Annotated in this window: 18 protein-coding genes and 1 pseudogene; 9 read left to right on the top strand and 10 right to left on the bottom strand. The window is 66.4% G+C overall.

The annotated features are described in order from the left end of the window. Positions 1–34 precede the first annotated feature (34 nt). Positions 35–1,729, bottom strand: a complete 1,695-nt coding sequence (locus tag U1739_RS17470) for a class I adenylate-forming enzyme family protein (RefSeq protein WP_332709871.1) — start codon at positions 1,727–1,729, stop codon at positions 35–37. A gap of 38 nt (positions 1,730–1,767) precedes the next feature. Here U1739_RS17470 and lgt point away from each other — a divergent pair, with 38 nt between their 5' ends. The 4 genes from lgt to pgeF all read left to right on the top strand — a co-directional run bounded on the left by lgt (position 1,768) and on the right by pgeF (position 5,163). Next, complete coding sequence (gene lgt / locus U1739_RS17465) at positions 1,768–2,667, top strand: prolipoprotein diacylglyceryl transferase (RefSeq protein WP_443025594.1); 900 nt, start codon at positions 1,768–1,770, stop codon at positions 2,665–2,667. Between the two features lie 116 nt (positions 2,668–2,783). Beyond that, entirely contained in the window at positions 2,784–3,890 is a 1,107-nt protein-coding gene (locus U1739_RS17460; protein WP_443025593.1) for a class I SAM-dependent methyltransferase, read from the top strand. Beyond that, on the top strand, positions 3,887–4,396 hold the full coding sequence (locus U1739_RS17455) for a GNAT family N-acetyltransferase (RefSeq protein ID WP_332709869.1): 510 nt from the start codon (positions 3,887–3,889) through the stop codon (positions 4,394–4,396). Before U1739_RS17460 ends, U1739_RS17455 begins: the two co-directional genes overlap by 4 nt. Continuing rightward, a complete protein-coding gene (gene pgeF, locus U1739_RS17450; RefSeq protein ID WP_332709868.1) occupies positions 4,393–5,163 on the top strand; it encodes a peptidoglycan editing factor PgeF in 771 nt (256 codons plus the stop codon). Before U1739_RS17455 ends, pgeF begins: the two co-directional genes overlap by 4 nt. 8 nt (positions 5,164–5,171) lie before the next feature. On the opposite strand, the gene U1739_RS17445 is transcribed toward pgeF, so the two are convergent. Then, positions 5,172–6,308 (bottom strand): N-acetylmuramoyl-L-alanine amidase, encoded by a 1,137-nt coding sequence (locus U1739_RS17445; protein WP_332709867.1) that lies wholly within the window; start codon positions 6,306–6,308, stop codon positions 5,172–5,174. 197 nt (positions 6,309–6,505) lie between these two features. On the opposite strand from U1739_RS17445, the gene U1739_RS17440 reads away from it, so the two are divergent. The 4 genes from U1739_RS17440 to U1739_RS17425 all read left to right on the top strand — a co-directional run bounded on the left by U1739_RS17440 (position 6,506) and on the right by U1739_RS17425 (position 9,868). After that, the gene (locus tag U1739_RS17440; RefSeq protein ID WP_332709866.1) at positions 6,506–7,831 is read left to right on the top strand and encodes a cystathionine gamma-synthase family protein; all 1,326 of its coding nucleotides are present in this window, start codon (positions 6,506–6,508) and stop codon (positions 7,829–7,831) included. 67 nt (positions 7,832–7,898) lie between these two features. Then, the gene (locus tag U1739_RS17435) at positions 7,899–8,303 is read left to right on the top strand and encodes a DUF2147 domain-containing protein (protein ID WP_332709865.1); all 405 of its coding nucleotides are present in this window, start codon (positions 7,899–7,901) and stop codon (positions 8,301–8,303) included. 39 nt (positions 8,304–8,342) lie between these two features. Further along, positions 8,343–9,356, top strand: coding sequence for an adenosine deaminase (locus tag U1739_RS17430; protein WP_332709863.1), 1,014 nt, complete (start codon positions 8,343–8,345; stop codon positions 9,354–9,356). Beyond that, complete coding sequence (locus tag U1739_RS17425) at positions 9,353–9,868, top strand: phosphoribosyltransferase (RefSeq protein ID WP_332709862.1); 516 nt, start codon at positions 9,353–9,355, stop codon at positions 9,866–9,868. The genes U1739_RS17430 and U1739_RS17425 overlap by 4 nt, the downstream gene beginning before the upstream one ends. A 274-nt stretch (positions 9,869–10,142) precedes the next feature. On the opposite strand, the gene U1739_RS17420 is transcribed toward U1739_RS17425, so the two are convergent. The 8 genes and pseudogenes from U1739_RS17420 to U1739_RS17385 all read right to left on the bottom strand — a co-directional run bounded on the left by U1739_RS17420 (position 10,143) and on the right by U1739_RS17385 (position 16,091). Beyond that, entirely contained in the window at positions 10,143–11,276 is a 1,134-nt protein-coding gene (locus U1739_RS17420) for an OmpA family protein (RefSeq protein WP_332709861.1), read from the bottom strand. A 119-nt stretch (positions 11,277–11,395) separates the two neighbouring features. Beyond that, positions 11,396–11,896, bottom strand: a complete 501-nt coding sequence (locus U1739_RS17415; protein WP_332709859.1) for a DUF2793 domain-containing protein — start codon at positions 11,894–11,896, stop codon at positions 11,396–11,398. 11 nt (positions 11,897–11,907) lie between these two features. Beyond that, complete coding sequence (locus U1739_RS17410; RefSeq protein WP_332709857.1) at positions 11,908–12,693, bottom strand: GTA baseplate fiber-binding domain-containing protein; 786 nt, start codon at positions 12,691–12,693, stop codon at positions 11,908–11,910. Further along, positions 12,599–12,982 carry a hypothetical protein gene (locus tag U1739_RS17405; RefSeq protein WP_332709856.1) on the bottom strand — a complete coding sequence of 128 codons (384 nt, stop codon included), beginning with the start codon at positions 12,980–12,982 and terminating at the stop codon, positions 12,599–12,601. Before U1739_RS17405 ends, U1739_RS17410 begins: the two co-directional genes overlap by 95 nt. A gap of 193 nt (positions 12,983–13,175) precedes the next feature. Next, a complete protein-coding gene (locus U1739_RS17400) occupies positions 13,176–13,859 on the bottom strand; it encodes a spermidine synthase (RefSeq protein ID WP_332709855.1) in 684 nt (227 codons plus the stop codon). A 71-nt stretch (positions 13,860–13,930) separates the two neighbouring features. After that, positions 13,931–14,212, bottom strand: a complete 282-nt coding sequence (locus U1739_RS17395; protein ID WP_332709854.1) for a hypothetical protein — start codon at positions 14,210–14,212, stop codon at positions 13,931–13,933. A 46-nt stretch (positions 14,213–14,258) separates the two neighbouring features. Continuing rightward, positions 14,259–15,579 (bottom strand): annotated as a pseudogene (locus U1739_RS17390) (DNA-packaging protein). Next, on the bottom strand, positions 15,576–16,091 hold the full coding sequence (locus tag U1739_RS17385; RefSeq protein WP_332709853.1) for a hypothetical protein: 516 nt from the start codon (positions 16,089–16,091) through the stop codon (positions 15,576–15,578). The pseudogene U1739_RS17390 and the gene U1739_RS17385 overlap by 4 nt, the downstream one beginning before the upstream one ends. A 237-nt stretch (positions 16,092–16,328) precedes the next feature. Between U1739_RS17385 and U1739_RS17380 the strand changes: the two genes are divergently transcribed. After that, positions 16,329–17,402, top strand: a complete 1,074-nt coding sequence (locus tag U1739_RS17380; protein ID WP_332709852.1) for a DUF2855 family protein — start codon at positions 16,329–16,331, stop codon at positions 17,400–17,402. Position 17,403 lies beyond the last annotated feature (1 nt).

The following is a 17,403-nucleotide window of genomic DNA, read 5'->3' as shown; positions in this document are numbered from 1 at the left end:
TTTCCCCGGCCTCCGCCGGGGAAAGTGCCAAGCCTCAAGAATGTATCGGTTGGTCGGCCAGCGCGCGATACTTGGCCTTCAGCGTCACCTTGTCGATCTTCTCGGTGCCCAGCCGCGGCAACGGCTCGGTCGACATCCAGATGCGCTGCGGCACCTTGAACGCGGCGATATGCGCGAAGAGATAGGCGGACAATTCGTCCGAGGTCATTTCCTCGCCTGGCCGGAACACCACCACCGCGCCCGGCACTTCGCCCAGTCGCTCGTCGGCCAGGCCAAACACCGCGGCCTCAGCGACGCGCGGATTCTGGTAGATCGCCGCCTCCACTTCAAGGCACGAGATATTCTCGCCGCCGCGGATGATGATGTCCTTCTTGCGGTCGACGATGAACAGGTAGCCATCCTCATCGAGATAGCCGATATCGCCGGTGAGGAAGTAGCGATCGGGCGTAAACGCCGCGGCGGTGGCCTCAGGCCGGCCCCAATATTCCTTGAAGTTGCACACCGAGCGGATGCCGACCTCGCCGCGATGCCCAGCCTCGACCGGGTGGCCGAACGCATCCAGGATCGCGAGATCGACCAACGGCGCGGACGCGCGGCCAGTCGAATTGGGCTTGGCGAGATAATTGCCGCGCCAATTGCCGCAGCCGACGCCATTGGTCTCGGTCAGCCCGTAGCCCAGCAAAGGCGCGCCACCGCCCATCTCCTCGTTGAGCCGGCGAACATGCTCGACCGGGCGCGGCGCACCGCCGGCGGCGAAATCGGTCACGCTGGACAGATCGTAGTGCGCGCGGTTGGGGTGGGTCAAAATCTCGAAGCTCATCAGCGGCACGCCGACGAAATAGGTCACGCCCTCGGCCTGAATCAGCCGCATCGCTTCCTCCGCATCCCATTTCGGCATCAGCACCAGCTTCCGCCCCATCGCGAAGCTCTGCAGGAACACCGGCACTTCGGCGGTGACGTGGAACAGCGGCACGTTGAGCAAGGTCGCCGGCTGCGTGGTCGGCGGGTTGCCGTCCTCGGTGGAGATGCCGAGCATCACCAGGGCTTGCGCCAGATAGTTGAACACCGCCTGCAGCACCGCGCGGTGATCGCTCAGCGCGCCCTTCGATTGGCCGGTCGAGCCGCTGGTGAACAGGATCGTCGCCGCATCGTCGGCGCCGATCGCGGGCAGCGCGACCTCGCTTGCGCGATCGGTCAGCGCGGACAGCGCCTGCCCCAGCGGCGCGGTATCGTCGATCTCCACCACCCGCACCGCAAAGCCCTCGATCGCCGCCAGTCGCCTGGTGCGCGGCGGGTCGGCGAAGATCAGCGCGCAATCGACCTCGGCCACCGCGTCCTTCATCTCGTCCGATTGCCACCAGCCGTTGAGCAGACAGGCGATCCCGCCGGCCATCGTGATGCCCATGTACAAGGTGATCCAACTCGGCGAATTGCGCATCGCGATGCCGACGCGGTCGCCCTTGGCCAGCTTGTCGCCGACCAGCGCCTGGGCGACTTTCACCGCCTGCGCATAGACTTCGGCAAAGGTCAGCCGTTCGTCGCCGGCTACCAGGAAGGTCTTGTCGCGATGCTCTGCGCTGTAATGCGCGAAATAGCCCGGCAGGCTCGGTGGCGCCGCGGCGATCATCGGCAGCGTCACACCGCCCAGCTCGATCGAGCCCATCGGCAGCGCGGTGCCGGCAAGCGCGGCGAGGCCGTCATCCATCCGCTGGTCGAGCTTGGTGCGCATTTATCTCTCTCCGCTTGGTCTTGTGCCTTGTCCCCCTTATGGAGGCGACAAAGCCCGGGGAAAAGCCTTTGATCCTGTCCGCCATCACGGCCGCAACGCCGCACCTTCGTTTTAGCGATCTCGGGCTCGATCCGGTCGCGCTCGATCTGGGTTTCTTCCAGATCAAATGGTATTCGCTCGCCTATATCACCGGCATCCTGCTTGGCTGGTGGTATCTGCTAAAGCTGCTCGCGCAGCCGGGGGCGCCGATGGCCCGGCGCCATGCCGACGATCTGGTATTCTACGTCACGCTCGGCATCATCCTGGGCGGCCGGCTCGGCTATGTGTTGTTCTACGCCACGGACATGCTAACCAGTCCGTGGCGCATCCTGCGCCTGTGGGATGGCGGTATGTCGTTCCATGGCGGGGTCATCGGCACTAGCATCGCGCTGATCCTGTTCGCCCGCAAGCACCAGCTCAACTGGCTGCGGATCCACGATTATGTCGCTTGCGTGGTGCCGTTCGGCCTGCTCTTCGGGCGGCTCGCCAACTTCGTCAATGGCGAGCTGTGGGGCAAGCCGAGCAACGTCGCCTGGGCCATCATCTTCCCGCGCACCGGCGAGGATGTCGCGCGCCACCCGAGCCAGTTGTACGAAGCCGGGCTCGAAGGCGTGCTGCTGTTCGCGATCCTGTGGTTCGCCTTTTGGAAGACCAAGGCGCGTTATGCGCCGGGCCGCTTGGTCGGCATCTTCGTGCTCGGCTACGGCGTGGCGCGCTTCATCGTAGAATTCTTCCGCGAGCCGGACGCGCAGCTGGTCGAATTCGCTCAGGCTACCGGGCTGCACATGGGCCAATGGCTGTGCGTGCCGATGATTCTCGGCGGTGCCTACCTGATCGCCACCTCGGCCGGCCGCCGCCAGCGCATCGAGCCGATTGCCGGCTCGGAAAGCGTGGCCTGACACTCTCCCGTCGCGGGAGGGACGCCTAACTTCTCCCCTCCCGCTTGCGTGAGGGCGCCTAAACTCTCCCCTCCCGCTTGCGGGAGGGGTCAGGGGAGGGCATGTGGGCACCGCCGATGACCGACACCGATCCGAACCGTTCCAACACGCCCTCTGCTAACCCCTCCCGCAAGTCGGAGGGCGATAGCGTCCCCCCGCTCGCCGATCGCCTGGCGCGCGCCATCACGCTGGCCGGGCCGATCCCGATCGCGCCCTATATGGCCGCGGCCAACGCGCATTATTATGCCACGCGCGATCCGCTCGGCGCTGCCGGTGATTTCACCACCAGCCCCGAAATCAGCCAGATGTTCGGCGAACTGGTCGGCCTGTGGTGCGCCGATCTGTGGGACCGCGCCGGCCGACCGGAACTGGCCTGGGTCGAGCTCGGACCCGGCCGCGGCACGCTTGCCGCCGATGCGCTGCGCGCAATGGCCAAGGGCGGTCTCACGCCCCAGGTTCATTTCGTCGAGACCAGCCCGACGCTGCGCGCTGCGCAGGCCGAACGCGTGCCGCACGCCGTTTGGCACGACGAGACCACCAGCCTGCCGACCGATCGGCCGCTGCTGATCGTCGCCAACGAATTCTTCGATGCGCTGCCGATCCGGCAGTTGGTGCGCACGATCGACGGCTGGCACGAACGGCTCGTCGCCTGTCAGGATACCTTGTTCCTGCCGATCGCCGGCAAGGCGGTGCCGGAGAGCGTGCTGCCGCCACGGTTGCAAAAAGCGCCGCCAGGATCGATCATCGAGACCTCGCCCGCCAGCGTCGCCATCATGCGCGATCTCGCCGCCCGCATCGTCGCCCAGGGCGGCGCGGCCTTGGCGATCGATTATGGCTATGCCGGTCCGGCGATCGGCGACACGTTCCAGGCGATGCGCGCGCACGCTTTCGTCAATCCGTTCGAAAATCCCGGCGAACACGATCTCACCGCCCATGTCGACATGGCGACGTTGCTCGCCGCCGCCATCACCGAAGGCGCCAAGCCGTACGGCCCCGTCACTCAAGGTGCGTTCCTGAACACGTTGGGCATTGCCGCCCGCGCCACCGCGCTCACCGCGGCTGCGCCGGAACGCGCCGACGGCATTGCCGCCGATCGCGCGCGGTTGGCCGAGGCGATGGGCGAATTGTTCAAGGTCGTCGCCATCACCGCCCCCACTTGGCCGCAACCGGAAGGCCTGACATGATTACTTATCGCGATGCCCGCGCGATCGACGGCCCCGCGCTGTCGGCGATGGCGCGGCGCAGCTTCACCGAAACCTTCGGCACGCTCTATCGCCAGTCCGATCTCGCCGCATTTCTTGACGATGCGTTCGGTGCCAACGGCCTTGCCGCGCAACTTTCCGAGCCTGATTTCGCCGTCCGCCTCGCGCTCGACGACGAGCAGATTATCGGCTTCGTCAAGATGGGCCCGGTCACCTTCCCCGGCGAATGGCGCCCCGATGCGATCGAATTGTACCAATTCTACGTGCTGGGGCCGTGGCAGGGCCATGGCGTGGCGCAGGAATTGATGGCCTGGGCGCTCGAGCACAGCCGCGCGCACGGCGCCAAGGAAGTGATCCTCAGCGTCTATGTCGACAATCACCGCGCGCACCGTTTCTACGAGCGCTACGGCTTCCGCGACATCGGCCGCATTGCCTTCCGCGTCGGCGAGACGGTCGATGACGACAATTTGATGCGGCTGGTGCTGTGAACGGGGTTGAAGCGATTCGCGCGCGGACGCTGCGCGATGTGCCGCACGGCTTTCTCGGCCGGAGCGGTGGCGTCTCGACCGGGGTTGTGAACGGGCTCGATCTGGGCCGGCGCGGGCAGCAGCCGACGCCCGAACTGATCGAGAATCGCGCCCGCGCGATCGCCGCCGTGCTGCCCGGCGCGCGCTTGTTGACCGTTCATCAGGTCCATTCCGCCGACGTCGTCACCGTCACCGACGCTTATGACGACGATCATCGCCCGCATGCCGACGCCATGGTCACCGACCGCCCCGGTCTCGCGCTCGGCATCCTCACCGCGGACTGCGCGCCGGTGCTGTTTGCCGATATCGCCGCCGGCGTGGTCGGCGCGGCGCATGCCGGCTGGAAAGGCGCGCTTGGCGGCGTCACCGATGCGACGATCGCGGCGATGGAACAACTCGGCGCCCGGCGCGACCGAATCGCCGCCGCGACTGGCCCGTGCATCGCCCGCGCCAGCTACGAAGTCGACGACGCCTTCGCACGCACCTTCGGCCAACACGATCCCAGCAACGAACGCTTCTTCGCCCCCGGCAAGCCCGGCCATCACCAGTTCGATCTCGAAGCCTATGTCGTCCACCGCCTCGCCGCCGCCGGCCTGGCGCGAATCGAGGCGCTCGGTCTCGATACCTATGCCGACGACGAACGCTTCTACAGCTTTCGCCGCGCCACCCATCGCCGCGAACCCGATTACGGTCGCCAGATCTCGATCATCGCCCTGCCATCAGGTTAACCTGCCGGTCAATGCGCTGCCATATGCGTGCGGATCGCCTTCGCCACGGCGCTCAGCACCTTGGTGCGATTGAGGATCGCTTCCGGGCCGCAGACGAGCAATTTGTCGATCGTCGGATTGGTAATAAACTCGGCCTCGATATAGGCGGCGACGCATTTCTTCGGCCGCGCCGTATTGCCAAGCGCGGTATCGCGCAGCACCCCCATGACCCCGGGGCCGGAGACGGTATCGGGCTTCACGCCGCGATCCACCGCCGCCGGGTTGATCGCGCGCATCCCCGTCATCAGCCCGCTATGCACGATATTGGCAAAGGCCTTGTCCTCGGCCTCGTTGAGGTTGCCGTTGGCCGCCGCGGCATAATAGGTCTCGGCGCCTTTGGCCTGGGGCGGGCCACCGTTGAAATGCAGGCAGACGAATGCCTTGGCCTTGTTTCTGCCGGCCAACGCCGCGCGATCGGCAATGCCGACATTCACATCGGTCGTCCGCGTCATTACCACGTCGATCTTCTGCCCGGCAGCGCGCGCCTGAGCGAGCAATTGATCGCGCAGGATGAAGCAGAAATCGAGCGCCAGCTTCTTCTCCTTTACGCCGCACACGCTGATCGCATTGTTGGGCGAACTGCCGCCCAGTTTGGCTTCGCCGCCATGGCCGGGATCAAGCACGATCGTCCCGATATCGACCGCTCCATTGGCGCTCGCGGTAAGGGCCGGCGGCGGCGCATCGAGCAGGGTGGCGGCCTCGGGCATCAGCCTGATGACGTCGGCGGCATAGCTCGGCTTGGGCGTGTAGATCGGGCCGATGAAGCGGATATAGTCTTCCGGCGTGGCGATATGCGTTTCCCAGCCGGAATAGGGCGCACGCCCGATAAAGGCCCAATAGCCGGCGATGAAATGCTCCAGCGTGGCGAACTTGCAATAGGCCTCCAGCCCGTCATGCGCCTGGTACATCACCTTGGTCGCGAACAAGGCCATTTCCGGCGGCCATTTCAAACCGCCGAAATTATAGTGTAATTGCGCCAGATCGGACTGACCGCGCCCACTTTCCAGCATCCACTGCGCCAAGGTGACCGATTTCAGATGCGAATGGCGAATCGGTACGCCCGCATAGATCAATGCCAAGCGATTGATTAGTTTGGATTCCGCCATTTGCCCGCCCCCTGCGCAATATGTTCTTACCGCTATTGCATCTATTCTTCACTGTTTCTGCAAATAAGCAATCGCTGCGCGACGCGGCACGCCCTGCAGGCGGGCGTGGATCGGCGCGCTGCTGGCGGGGTGCCCTTTCTGGCGCCGGATCGTTACAATAGATACGATAGCCGCGCAGCGCGCATCAGGAGAGAGACATGCCCGACCACCCCACCGAAGCCGATCTCACCGGCGGCGCGCCCGTCCCCGCCCCGCGCAAGACGGTCGAAAAGATCGGCGACCGCAAGCTCAAGCCCGCCACGATGATGATGGGCCACGGTTATGATCCGATGCTGTCGGAAGGCGCGCTGAAGCCGCCGATCTTCGCCACCTCGACTTACGTCTTCCCCAATGCCGCAGCCGGCAAGCGCCATTTCGAAGGCGTTACCGGCAAGCGCCCAGGCGGCGCGGCCGGCCTGGTCTATTCGCGCTTCAACGGCCCCAATCAGGAGATTCTCGAAGATCGCCTCGGCGTGTGGGAAGAGGCCGAGGACGCCTTGGTCTTCTCCAGCGGGATGTCGGCGATCGCCACTTTGTTCCTGTCGATGGTCAAGCCCGGCGACACGATCGTTCATTCCGGCCCGCTTTATGCGGCGACCGAAACGCTGATCGCCCGCATCCTCGGCAAGTTTGGCGTCAACTATCTCGATTTCCCCGCCGGTGCGACGCGCGCGGAAATCGATGCCGTGCTGACCCAGGCCTCCACGGCCGGCACTGTCGCGTTGATCTATCTCGAAAGCCCCGCCAACCCAACCAACGCCTTGGTCGATATCGAAGCGGTGGCGGCCAGCCGCGACGCGATCTTCGCCGGCGACAGCAAACCGCCGATCGCCATCGACAACACCTTTCTCGGGCCGCTGTGGCTGCAGCCGCTCAAGCATGGCGCCGATATCGTCGTCTACAGCCTGACCAAATATGCCGGCGGGCATAGCGATCTCGTCGCCGGCGGCGTGCTCGGCTCGAAGGAGCATATCAACACGATCCGCTCGATGCGCAACACGATCGGCACGATCTGCGATCCCAACACCGCGTGGATGCTGATGCGCAGCCTCGAGACGCTGGAGCTGCGCATGAGCCGTGCCGGCGAGAATGCCGTCAAGGTCTGCGAATATCTCCGCACCCATCCCAAGGTCGAGCGCGTCGGCTATCTCGGCTTCCTCGCCGATACGCCCGGCATGGAGCGCCAGGCCGACATTTACCGCCGCCACTGCACCGGCGCCGGCAGCACCTTCTCGCTGATCGTCAAGGGCGGCGAGACGGAAGCCTTCGCCTTCCTGGACGCGCTCAAGATCGCCAAGCTCGCAGTCAGCCTCGGCGGCACCGAAACGCTCGCCTCCCACCCCGCGGCGATGACCCATTTGTCGGTGCCCGATGCGCGCAAACAGGCGCTGGGCATCACCGACAATCTGGTGCGCATCTCGATCGGCGTGGAGGATGCCGACGATCTCATCGCCGATTTCACCCAGGCACTCGATTCGATCTGACGCGTTCAGCAGGGGAACAGCTTCGTCGTGCGATGACGAAGCCCCCCTCTGGCCCGCAGGTAAGCCGATGACACGCATAATGATGGCGATGGCCGCCGCCCCGCTGGCGCTGCTCCCGGCGGTGGCGGCGCTGGCCGCACCCCCCAAGGGCGTATGGACCAACCCGCACAAGTCGGTACGCGTCGTTTTCCAGCGCTGCGGCCAGGCGATGTGCGGCAAGGTCGTCTGGGCGAGCCCCAAGGCGCAGGACGACGCCGCGGCGGGCGGCGGCGGGCCGCTGGTCGGCGCGATGCTGTTCCGGAATTTCATCGAGGAGCAACGCGGCCTGTGGAGCGGTAGCGTGTTGATCCCCGATATCGGCCAGACCGTCTCGGGCACGATCGAACAGACCGGCCCCAACACGCTCGTCGGCGAAGGCTGCGTGTTTGCCGGGATCGGCTGCAAGAGTCAGACCTGGACGCGGATACGCTGAATGCTTGCCCGCCAGCGGCGATCGGGCGATGATGCGCACATGACCGACACCGATTTCATCGCCGGCCTGCCCAAGGCCGAACTTCACCTGCACATCGAGGGCAGCCTCGAACCCGAACTGATGTTCGCGCTGGCCGAGCGCAACCAGGTCGCCATCCCCTATGCCAGCGTCGAAGAAGTCCGCGCGGCGTACGACTTCTCCAACCTGCAGGATTTCCTGGACATCTATTATGCCGGTGCCGACGTGCTGCGCACCGAACAGGATTTCCACGATCTGGCCGTGGCCTATTTCGATCGCGCGGCCGCCGACGGCGTCGTCCATGCCGAAATCATGTTCGATCCGCAAACGCACACCGCCCGCGACATCCCCTTCGGCACGGTAATCGAAGGCCTGCTCGCCGGCATGGCCGAGGCACAAGCGCGCCACGGTATGACTACCAAGCTGATCATGTCGTTCCTGCGCCATCTCGACGAGGACGACGCCTTCGCCACGCTGGAGGCGGCGCGGCCCTGGCTCGGCCAGATCGACGCCGTCGGGCTCGATTCCTCGGAACTGGGCCACCCGCCAAGCAAATTCGCCCGTGTCTTCGCCGCCGCCCGCGCCGAAGGGCTCAAGCTCGTTGCTCATGCCGGTGAGGAAGGCCCGCCGGAATATGTCTATGAAGCGCTCGACCTGCTCGATATCGACCGGCTCGATCATGGCAATCGCAGTCTTGAGGATCCGGTGCTCACCGCCCGCCTCGCGCGCACGGCGATGACGCTGACCGTCTGTCCGCTGTCCAACCTGAAGCTTTGCGTGGTCGGCGACATGAACGATCATCCGATCGACCGCATGCTCCGCGAAGGCCTGCGCGCGACGATCAATTCCGACGATCCAGCCTATTTCGGCGGCTATATCGCCGATAATTACCGCGCCGCTGCCTCCGGTCGCGCGCTCGACCGCGACGATCTCGCCTTGCTCGCGCGCAACTCGTTCCTCGGCAGCTTCCTGGCCGACGACGCCGTCGCCGCGCACCTTGCCACGCTCGACGCCTATGTGGCGCAGGCCGCATGACGATCTTCACGCCGATCCCGCAGGACGATTTCGTCGCCGCGATCCGCACCTTGGCCGCGTTGCTCGATAGCGATAGCTGGAAGCCCGATTTCATTATCGGCGTCGGGCGCGGTGGCCTCGTTCCCGCGGTGTTCCTAAGTCACGCCACTGGCCTGCCCATGCTGTCGGTCGACTATTCCAGCCAGGTGAAGGATTTCGCCGACGCGCCATTGGCCAAGCTGGCCCAGCGTAGCCAAGCTGGCGAGCAACTGCTGTTCCTCGACGATATCAACGATTCGGGCCGCACGATCGGGCATCTGCGCGAGAAACTGGCGGCCGGCGGCGCCGCGCCCGGCGCGATCCGCTTCGCCACGCTGATCGACAATGTCAGTTCGACGCAGACGGTCGACTATCGCGCCCGCACGATCGATCGCCGCGACACCAAGGACTGGTTTATCTTCCCCTGGGAAGCCGTCGCCCCCGATTTGGCGATCGCGCAAGACGCCGCCGCGGTCCCGGAGCGCATCGCCTGAGCTAGCCTGACGGGCGCCCAAACACCGCCATCCTAAACTCGATTTAGGATCCATTGCGCCGGCCGAACAATGCTCGGGCCTCTACTCCGAACTTAGCCGCCCAGCGGATCCTGAACCCCGTTCAGGATGACGGCGATACTTGCGGGACGACCCGCTCATCGACGTTTCTGCGCCGACGGCAGCATAGCCGCGGTGCCCATCTCCGCCGCACAAACAAAAAGGAGGCCAGCAACGCTGACCTCCTTCCTGTAGTCCGTAGAAACTGGTTTGAAGCTTACTGCCCCGAACCAGGTCCATACTGGATTTCCACGCGACGGTTTTCCAGCTCGCGAACGCCATCGGCGGTCTCGACGCGCGGACGGCTTTCGCCGAATGCCGAAGACGTGATCACTGCTTCCGGAACCGAACGCGACGTGAGGTACGACTTCACCGCATCTGCGCGACGCTGCGACAGACCGACGTTGTAGCTCGCCGAACCCGACTTATCGGCGTGGCCGGCCAGCATGACCTGCGTGTTGCCGCAATTCTGGTACTGCGAGATCGCACCGTCGAGCAGCGAGGCTGCCTGCGGCGTGATGTCCGACTTATCCCACTCGAAGAACACGATATACGGTCCTGGCGAGCAGACCACAACCGGCTCAACAGCTGGCGGCGGCGGGGGAGGAGGCGGCGGGGGCGGAGGCGGCGGCGGCGGCGGAGCTGCCGGTTCGCCGAAGTTGTAGGTCAGGCCACCCAGGATGCTGTGCGACCGGAACCGGCCCTCATACTGGCTGCCGGCAACGTCGACCAAACGAACATCGTCGACGTTGAAGAAGCGATACTTCAGCGTTGCGTCGAGATGGCTGCTCAGCGGAGCGCGAACGCCTGCCAGGCCCTGCCACGCGAAGCGCGTGTCGGAGTCGTCGAGGAAGTCGCCATTGGTGTTGAGCGCATAGCCGCTCGCCTTGACGCGAGCGACGCCGACGCCGCCGCCGACAAAGCCCTGGATGCCGTCATCGTCGCCGAAGTCGAGCAGGCCATTGACCATGAAGCTGAGCGCCGAAGTGCGACCGCCAGCATAGTTGAACGTTCCAGCCGTGGTGGACGTCAGTGCGCCATTGTCACCATAAACCGGCGTCCGCGCCGTCGATGCATAATCATCGAGCGTAGCCGACTTGTAGCCGACTTCGGCTTCAAGACGGAACCCGCCGAAATCATAACCGATCAGGCCGTCAACGTCGTAACCATAGTCACTGTTGACCGTACCGACGCCGGTCGATGCCGCCGTCGAACCGGCGATATCAAAATCGATGTCTTCCACGATCATTGCGCCACCCTCGACGCCCACGTACCACGAATCGTCGCGTGCGAGGGCAGGTGTGGCTAGTGCAGTGGAGGCAAGCGCCATTGCGATGGCAAGCTTCCGCATAAAAATCCCCTTTCGTCAGTGTCACTCGGACAGCGCAAACTCACTACCCAACACTTGGTTTCCACGCAAGTGGAACTATTCTGCGTGCTGTTGCCGAAGCGCAACAGATTCGGGTGGAATCAGGGCGCAATCAGGCCATGCGCACGCACCGCAGTGAGCAGCGCGGCCAGTGCGGCGCGCGCCTGCGTATCGACCGTCGTGCCACCGCTGGGACTGGCCACCGCCGGTTGCCGCGCCCCCACCACGCGCACTCCATCGATCACCACCCGACTCCCGGTCAGCTCGCCCACCACCCAGGCGCCACCCGAAAAGCGGGCGATCACAGCCGCTTCGACGATCCATACGACAAGACTTTCGACTGGGGCGACGAACCGCCAGCCGCCCTCGGTCCAGCCGGCGACCTGCCCGGCCTTGCCCGCCCAGGCGCCGAGCGGTGCCGATCCGACCACCCAGGCGGCGCCCGGCGCCGGCGCAGTCGGCGGTGTATTAAGCCCAAAGGCGCTCGCCTGCGCGCCGATCAGCAGATCGATCACTGCCAATGCTTCATTATGCGAAAGTTCTTTTTGCGCCTGGCCCGGCCGGATCATCGGCAGGCCCAGCCGCGCGGTGGTGTCGCTCATGGCATCTCTCCTTACAAAGCTGACAGCACGATCTCGGCCGGCGGCGATTCGCCGTGCGCGCCAGCCTGGCGGACCTGCACGGTCACCGGCCCGCCCGCCCGGTCGCTCGCCGGAATGATCACCGCCGCGACCAGCGTCTCGATCGTCCGCACGGCGCCGGCAGTCGGCAGCAGCGTCACCCGGTAGGCTTCGCGTTCCTCGCCAAGCGGCGAGTCGGCGCCGTCGATCCAGCGCCAGCCCGCGCGGCTGCGCCGCACCCAGTCGAGTCGCATGTCGCCCCCAGCCAATAAGGTCGCGACGAGATGCACCGGCGCGGGCGGCAGCACCGGGCGCCCCGCCACCGTTGTCGCCAGCATCACCGGCCCGGCCACGTCGCCGACGCTTGAGGCAAGCACGGTCGCGACCGATCCGATGCTCGCCAGCGGCAGGTCGATCCCGCTCGCTGCCGCCGCTTCGATCAGCGCGAAGCGGTCTCCCGGCATCTGCATGCCGATCGCCGCCTCCGTTCCGCGCCGTCCGCGCAGCAAGATCGACAGCCGCCAGCGGGTCGCGCTGATCTGCGTCGCCGATCCAAACTGCAGCAGCTCGCCCCCTACCAGCGCGATATTTGCGCCCGCATCCAACGCCGCGTCATCGACGCTAACCAACGTCATCGCCGTGTGCGCCAGATCGACCTCGAACGCGTTGATCCGATCGACCAGTTCAGCCGACCCCAGCCCCGGCACGCTCGCCAGCACGCCCAATGTCGCCACGCCCATCGTCGCGCCCGCCGGCACCCAATGCGTGCCGCCAGGCATTGCCGTGCAACAGCAAGTGTGCCGCCACCGTCGCGAGCAGAGCCTGCCCCCCCGACCGCGCCCGCACCAACACCTCCAGCTCGGGCGACGACACAGTGAGCGGCGCCTCGCCCAGCCCATCCGCCACCACCCGTACCGCGCGCTGCGCAATGGCATTGCCGAGATACGCCTCGCGCACCTGCGCCTCGTAACTCACCGGCCAATCCGCCATTACGCGAGAGGCGCCGACACGCGACAAAACCGGGCGCGAGTCATCGCGCCCGGCCGATTTCCGGCCGAAAAGTTTCATGTTGTGCTCCTGAAAAGCGCAAGTCAGCACAAGCCGCCCGACCATGTCGGACACGGCTCGCCTCCAAAAGCGCCGTCATCCTGAACTCGTTTCAGGATCCATTGTGCCAGTATGGCGACGCTCACCCTCTTGTCTGGGACTTAGCCGCCCGATGGATCATGAAACGAGTTCAGGATGACGGCAGCTGGAAGCCTTACCCCTTGGTCGCGAACCAGATTACGTGCCGCGGCCCCTTGCCGTTGCTCCGCGCCTTGACCGCCACCTCGTCCACCGCAAACCCGGCATCGCCGAGCCGCTTGAGAAACTTCGGATCCGACGCCGCCGACCACACCGCCAGCACGCCGCCCGGCGACAACGCATTCTTCGCCGCCGCCAGCCCACGCGCCGAATACAACCGCCCGTTGCTCGGCCGCACCAGCCCGTCGGGCCCGTTATCGACATCCAGCAGGATCGCGTCATACGTCTCCGTCCCGTCGAAGATCGGCGCCGCGACATCCTCCATCACCAGGCTCACGCGAGGATCGTCCAGACACCCAGCCGTAAGATCCGCCATCGGCCCCTCGGCCCATTCGATGATCTTGGGCACCAGCTCGGCCACTTCGATCCGCGCATCCGGCCCGACCTCGGCCAAGGCCGCGCGCAGCGTAAAGCCCATGCCGTACCCGCCGATCAGCATGCGCAAACCTGCCAGCCCGCCGGCCCTTGCGCGCAACCGCTCGCACGTCATCACGGCGAGCGCCTCTTCCGACCCGCTCATCCGGCTGTTCATCAATTCGTTGCGCTCGAGCACGATCATATGATCCGCGCCCCGCCGGAACAGCCGCAGCGGTTCCCCGCCCGGCACCTCGGCCACATCGATCAATTCACGCGGTACCATCGGCTTCCCTCATCTGTGGCCGCCGCGATACGCAGATCACGGCGCTGGCGCCACCGTCACGTACCCGCCCCTCACGTGCCTGTCGGCGGCGGCCCTGCCCCGTTGCTCGTGTCATCGTCATAATCCTCGCCCGGCGCGCCGCCGGCCCCGGCCCCCGATCCCTCGACCTTGCCGCCCGGATCGACCGCCAGCTTATCCTGCCGCCGCCGCCAATCCTCCTGCCCGGCGGAATCATATTCCTGCCCCGAATAGCCGCCGCCGGTGCCGATCGCGCCAAGGCTCTTGTCGATCGGCTTGGCGAAGGGTGGCCGTTGGCCGTTGTCGGGGCCGATATCGGGTGTTTCGTCGGTCATCACGCATCTCCTTGCTGACCCGACAACGCACCACCGCGCGGGAAGATCACAAGCCCCGCACCGCCGCCGCGCCCTTCTTGCGCAGCATCAATTCGCTCAGCCCCCACACCAAGGCATCGGCGCGATCCGGCGAGCGCCCCGGCCCGCGATAGACCCGCCCACCACCATCCCGCACAATTCCTTCTCCAGGGCGTCGAGCGCCCCGACATGGCTGATGCGCCCGCGCCCATAGAGCGCCGCCACCGGTTCCGCGCGGGCGATTTTGCCACGCGACGCTTGGACCAACGTCAGCGGCAGCACCGCATCCGCCGCGTGCAACACCGCGGCCACCATCTCGCCGCCCTGGTTCTTCTCCGCCACCACCCGGTCCGCGCCGTGCAGCGCGGCGCAATCGGCGACCGCCCGCGCCCAGCCCTCGGGCGATTTGCCCGCCACGCTGGCGTCGGCAATCACATAGCCGCGCCCATCCTCGCCCAGCGCCACGCACACGATGCCGCACGCATCGCCGTCGCTTCCCGCCGGCGGATCCACCGCCACCACCACGCGGCGCAGCGCCGGCGCGGCCTCGACCCGGGCCGCGTCGATCATCGCCCGCGTCCACAGCGCGCCCTCGATATCGTCGAGCAATTCGCCTTCCAGCTCCTGCCGCCCGAGCCGCGTGCCGCCATACAGGTCAGTCACCGCGGCGATGTAGCTTTCCGGCAGATGCGGATTGTCCGCCGTCCTGCCGATCTGCACCACCACGCCTTTGCCTGATTCCACCCGACGCATCAGGTCGGTCGGCCGGGGCGTGGTCGTCACCAGCACGCGCGGGCGCTCGCCGCCGCGCAAGCCCAACACCATATTGTCCCACGCCGCGTCGCCATAGCGCCACTTGGCCAGTTCGTCGCACCAGGCGACATGGTGCTCGGGCCCACGCAATTTACCCGGCGCGGCCGCGGAATAGATATAGCCCGTCGCGCCGGAGGCGAATTCTATCACTCCCGCCGTCTTGCGCCACCCATTGGCTCGTCCGACCGCGCCGCCGCCTGTAGCCCGGCCTCGCCTTCGATCATCACGCGCCACACCTCGTCCATCGTCGCGCCGATCAGCGCGATTTTCGCCTCCGGTGTGGTGCGCGCCACCTCGCTCACCCACTGCGCGCCGGCCAGCGTCTTGCCGAAGCCACGCCCGGCGCGGATCACCCAGACGCGCCAGTCGCCGACCGGGGCGAGTTGCTTGGCCTGTGCCCAATTGATCCAGTCGTCGAACAAGTTGCGCCGGTCGCGCTCGGGCAGTTTCATCACCTCGAGATACCGATCCCGCGCGTCGAGCGCGCTCAGCCGTTCGATCAGCGCACGCCGTCCCAGCGGCCGCTCCTCGCTCATGCGTCTCCCTCTCCGCGCTCGCGGCGTCGCTGCGCCGCCAGGGCATCCAGCCGCTTGAGCAAGGCGGCATCGACCTCGGCTTGCGTCTTGGCCACCGGCTGGCGCGCTTTGGTCTTGCGGCGATCCCGCCCCAGATCGGCGCGTAGCTTGAGCACTTGGATGGCCAGCGCGAGGTCGAACGGTGCCAAATCGTCCGGCGGCACAGCGATCTCGTCGCGGCTCGGATTGTCGCCGCTCGACGCCTGCCCCAGCGCGCGCGCCAGCAATTCGCTTTCCAGCCGCTCGTACCCCGCCTCCAGTGCCTCGTGCCACAGCACCGCGAATTCGCCATCGCGCTTGCGCAATTTGTGCACCGACCAGGTCGCCATGCCCGCCGCCCGTGCCGCCGCCACCACGTTGCAGCTTGCCGCCAGCGTCGACAGGAAAATGGTGCGCTTGGCCTTGGTCCACCCATCCTTGCGCACCGCGCGCACCTGCATCGACCGCCTGTTGCTGCCCCCGATATCGGCCATCGTCCGCTCCCCTGACACGCAAAAGGGCCGGCAGGCGTCACCGCCCCGGCCCGTCACCGAACGCCGCAGCGCCCGACTCGCAATTCTTCATCGTTCCTGATATGTACCTGATGAGCGTGGCGATTTCAAGCTGAATTATCCCATTTGGTTATCGTATGCTGGCCTGCGGCATCGTTTGCAAAGCGCGCGCGCCGGTCGCAAGATGCCGCAGCGGCAAATCGCCGGGGGGAGCAAGCTATGCCGGTAAAGCGCGAGATGATGGTGCGGCGCGACGCCCTGGCGCAGATCGCGATCAACGAGACGCTGGCGCCGGAGCCCGGCGAGGGCGAGGTGCTGCTCGAGATCGAGGCGTTCGCGCTGACCGCCAACAACGTTACCTATGCCGTAGTCGGCGAGACGATGCGCTATTGGGACTTCTTCCCCGCACCCGAGGGCTGGGGCATCGTGCCGGTCTGGGGCCATGCCCGCGTGACCGCCTCGCGCCATGCCGAGATCGCGGTGGGCGAGCGGGTCTACGGCTATCTGCCCATCGCCACGCATCTGATCGTCGCGCCGGGCAAAATCTCCGCCGGGCTGTTCCGCGACCTGGCGGCGCATCGCCAGCCGATGGCCACGGTCTACAACCAGTATCGCCGGCTGGCGCACGATCCGGCGCATGATCCGGCGCGTGAGGACGCGCGGATGCTGTTCGAGCCGCTGTTCCTGACGAGCTTCCTGATCGAGGACCAGCTGCGCCGCGCCGCCTGGCACGGCGCGGAGACGCTGATCGTGACCAGCGCGTCGAGCAAGACCGCGCTCGGACTGGCGCATGTCGCGCGCGCGGCGAGTCGTGCGGTGCGCCGCGTGGGGCTGACCAGCGCCGGCAATGTCGCCTTTGTCGAGCGCACCGGGCTGTACGATCAGGTCCTGGCCTATGATGCGCTGGACGAGTTGGCGGTGGCGCCCGCGGTGCTGGTCGATTTTGCCGGCGACGCCGCTGTACTGGCCGGGGTGGCGGCGCGGCTGGGCGCGGCGCTGGCCCATGTGCTCAAGGTCGGCGTGACGCATCACGATGCCGAGCCTGCCGCCATGGTGGCGGGGCCCAAGCCGCTATGGTTCTTCGCGCCGGACGCCGCCGCGGCGATGATTGCGGACGGCGGCGCGGACGCGTTCCAGGCCGCAGTGGCGTTGCGCTGGAGCGGCTTCGTCGCCGAGGCGGAAGGCTGGGTGACGATCGAGCAGGCGCGCGGCAGCGACCAGAACCAGCGCGTGTGGCGCGACCTGGTCGCGGGCAAGGCCAAGCCCGATGCGGGACATGTGCTGCGCTGGTAGC

This window comes from Parasphingomonas puruogangriensis, from assembly GCF_036663635.1.
Classification (GTDB): Bacteria; Pseudomonadota; Alphaproteobacteria; order Sphingomonadales; family Sphingomonadaceae; genus Sphingomonas.
This window is presented reverse-complemented; position numbering and strand designations above follow the sequence as displayed.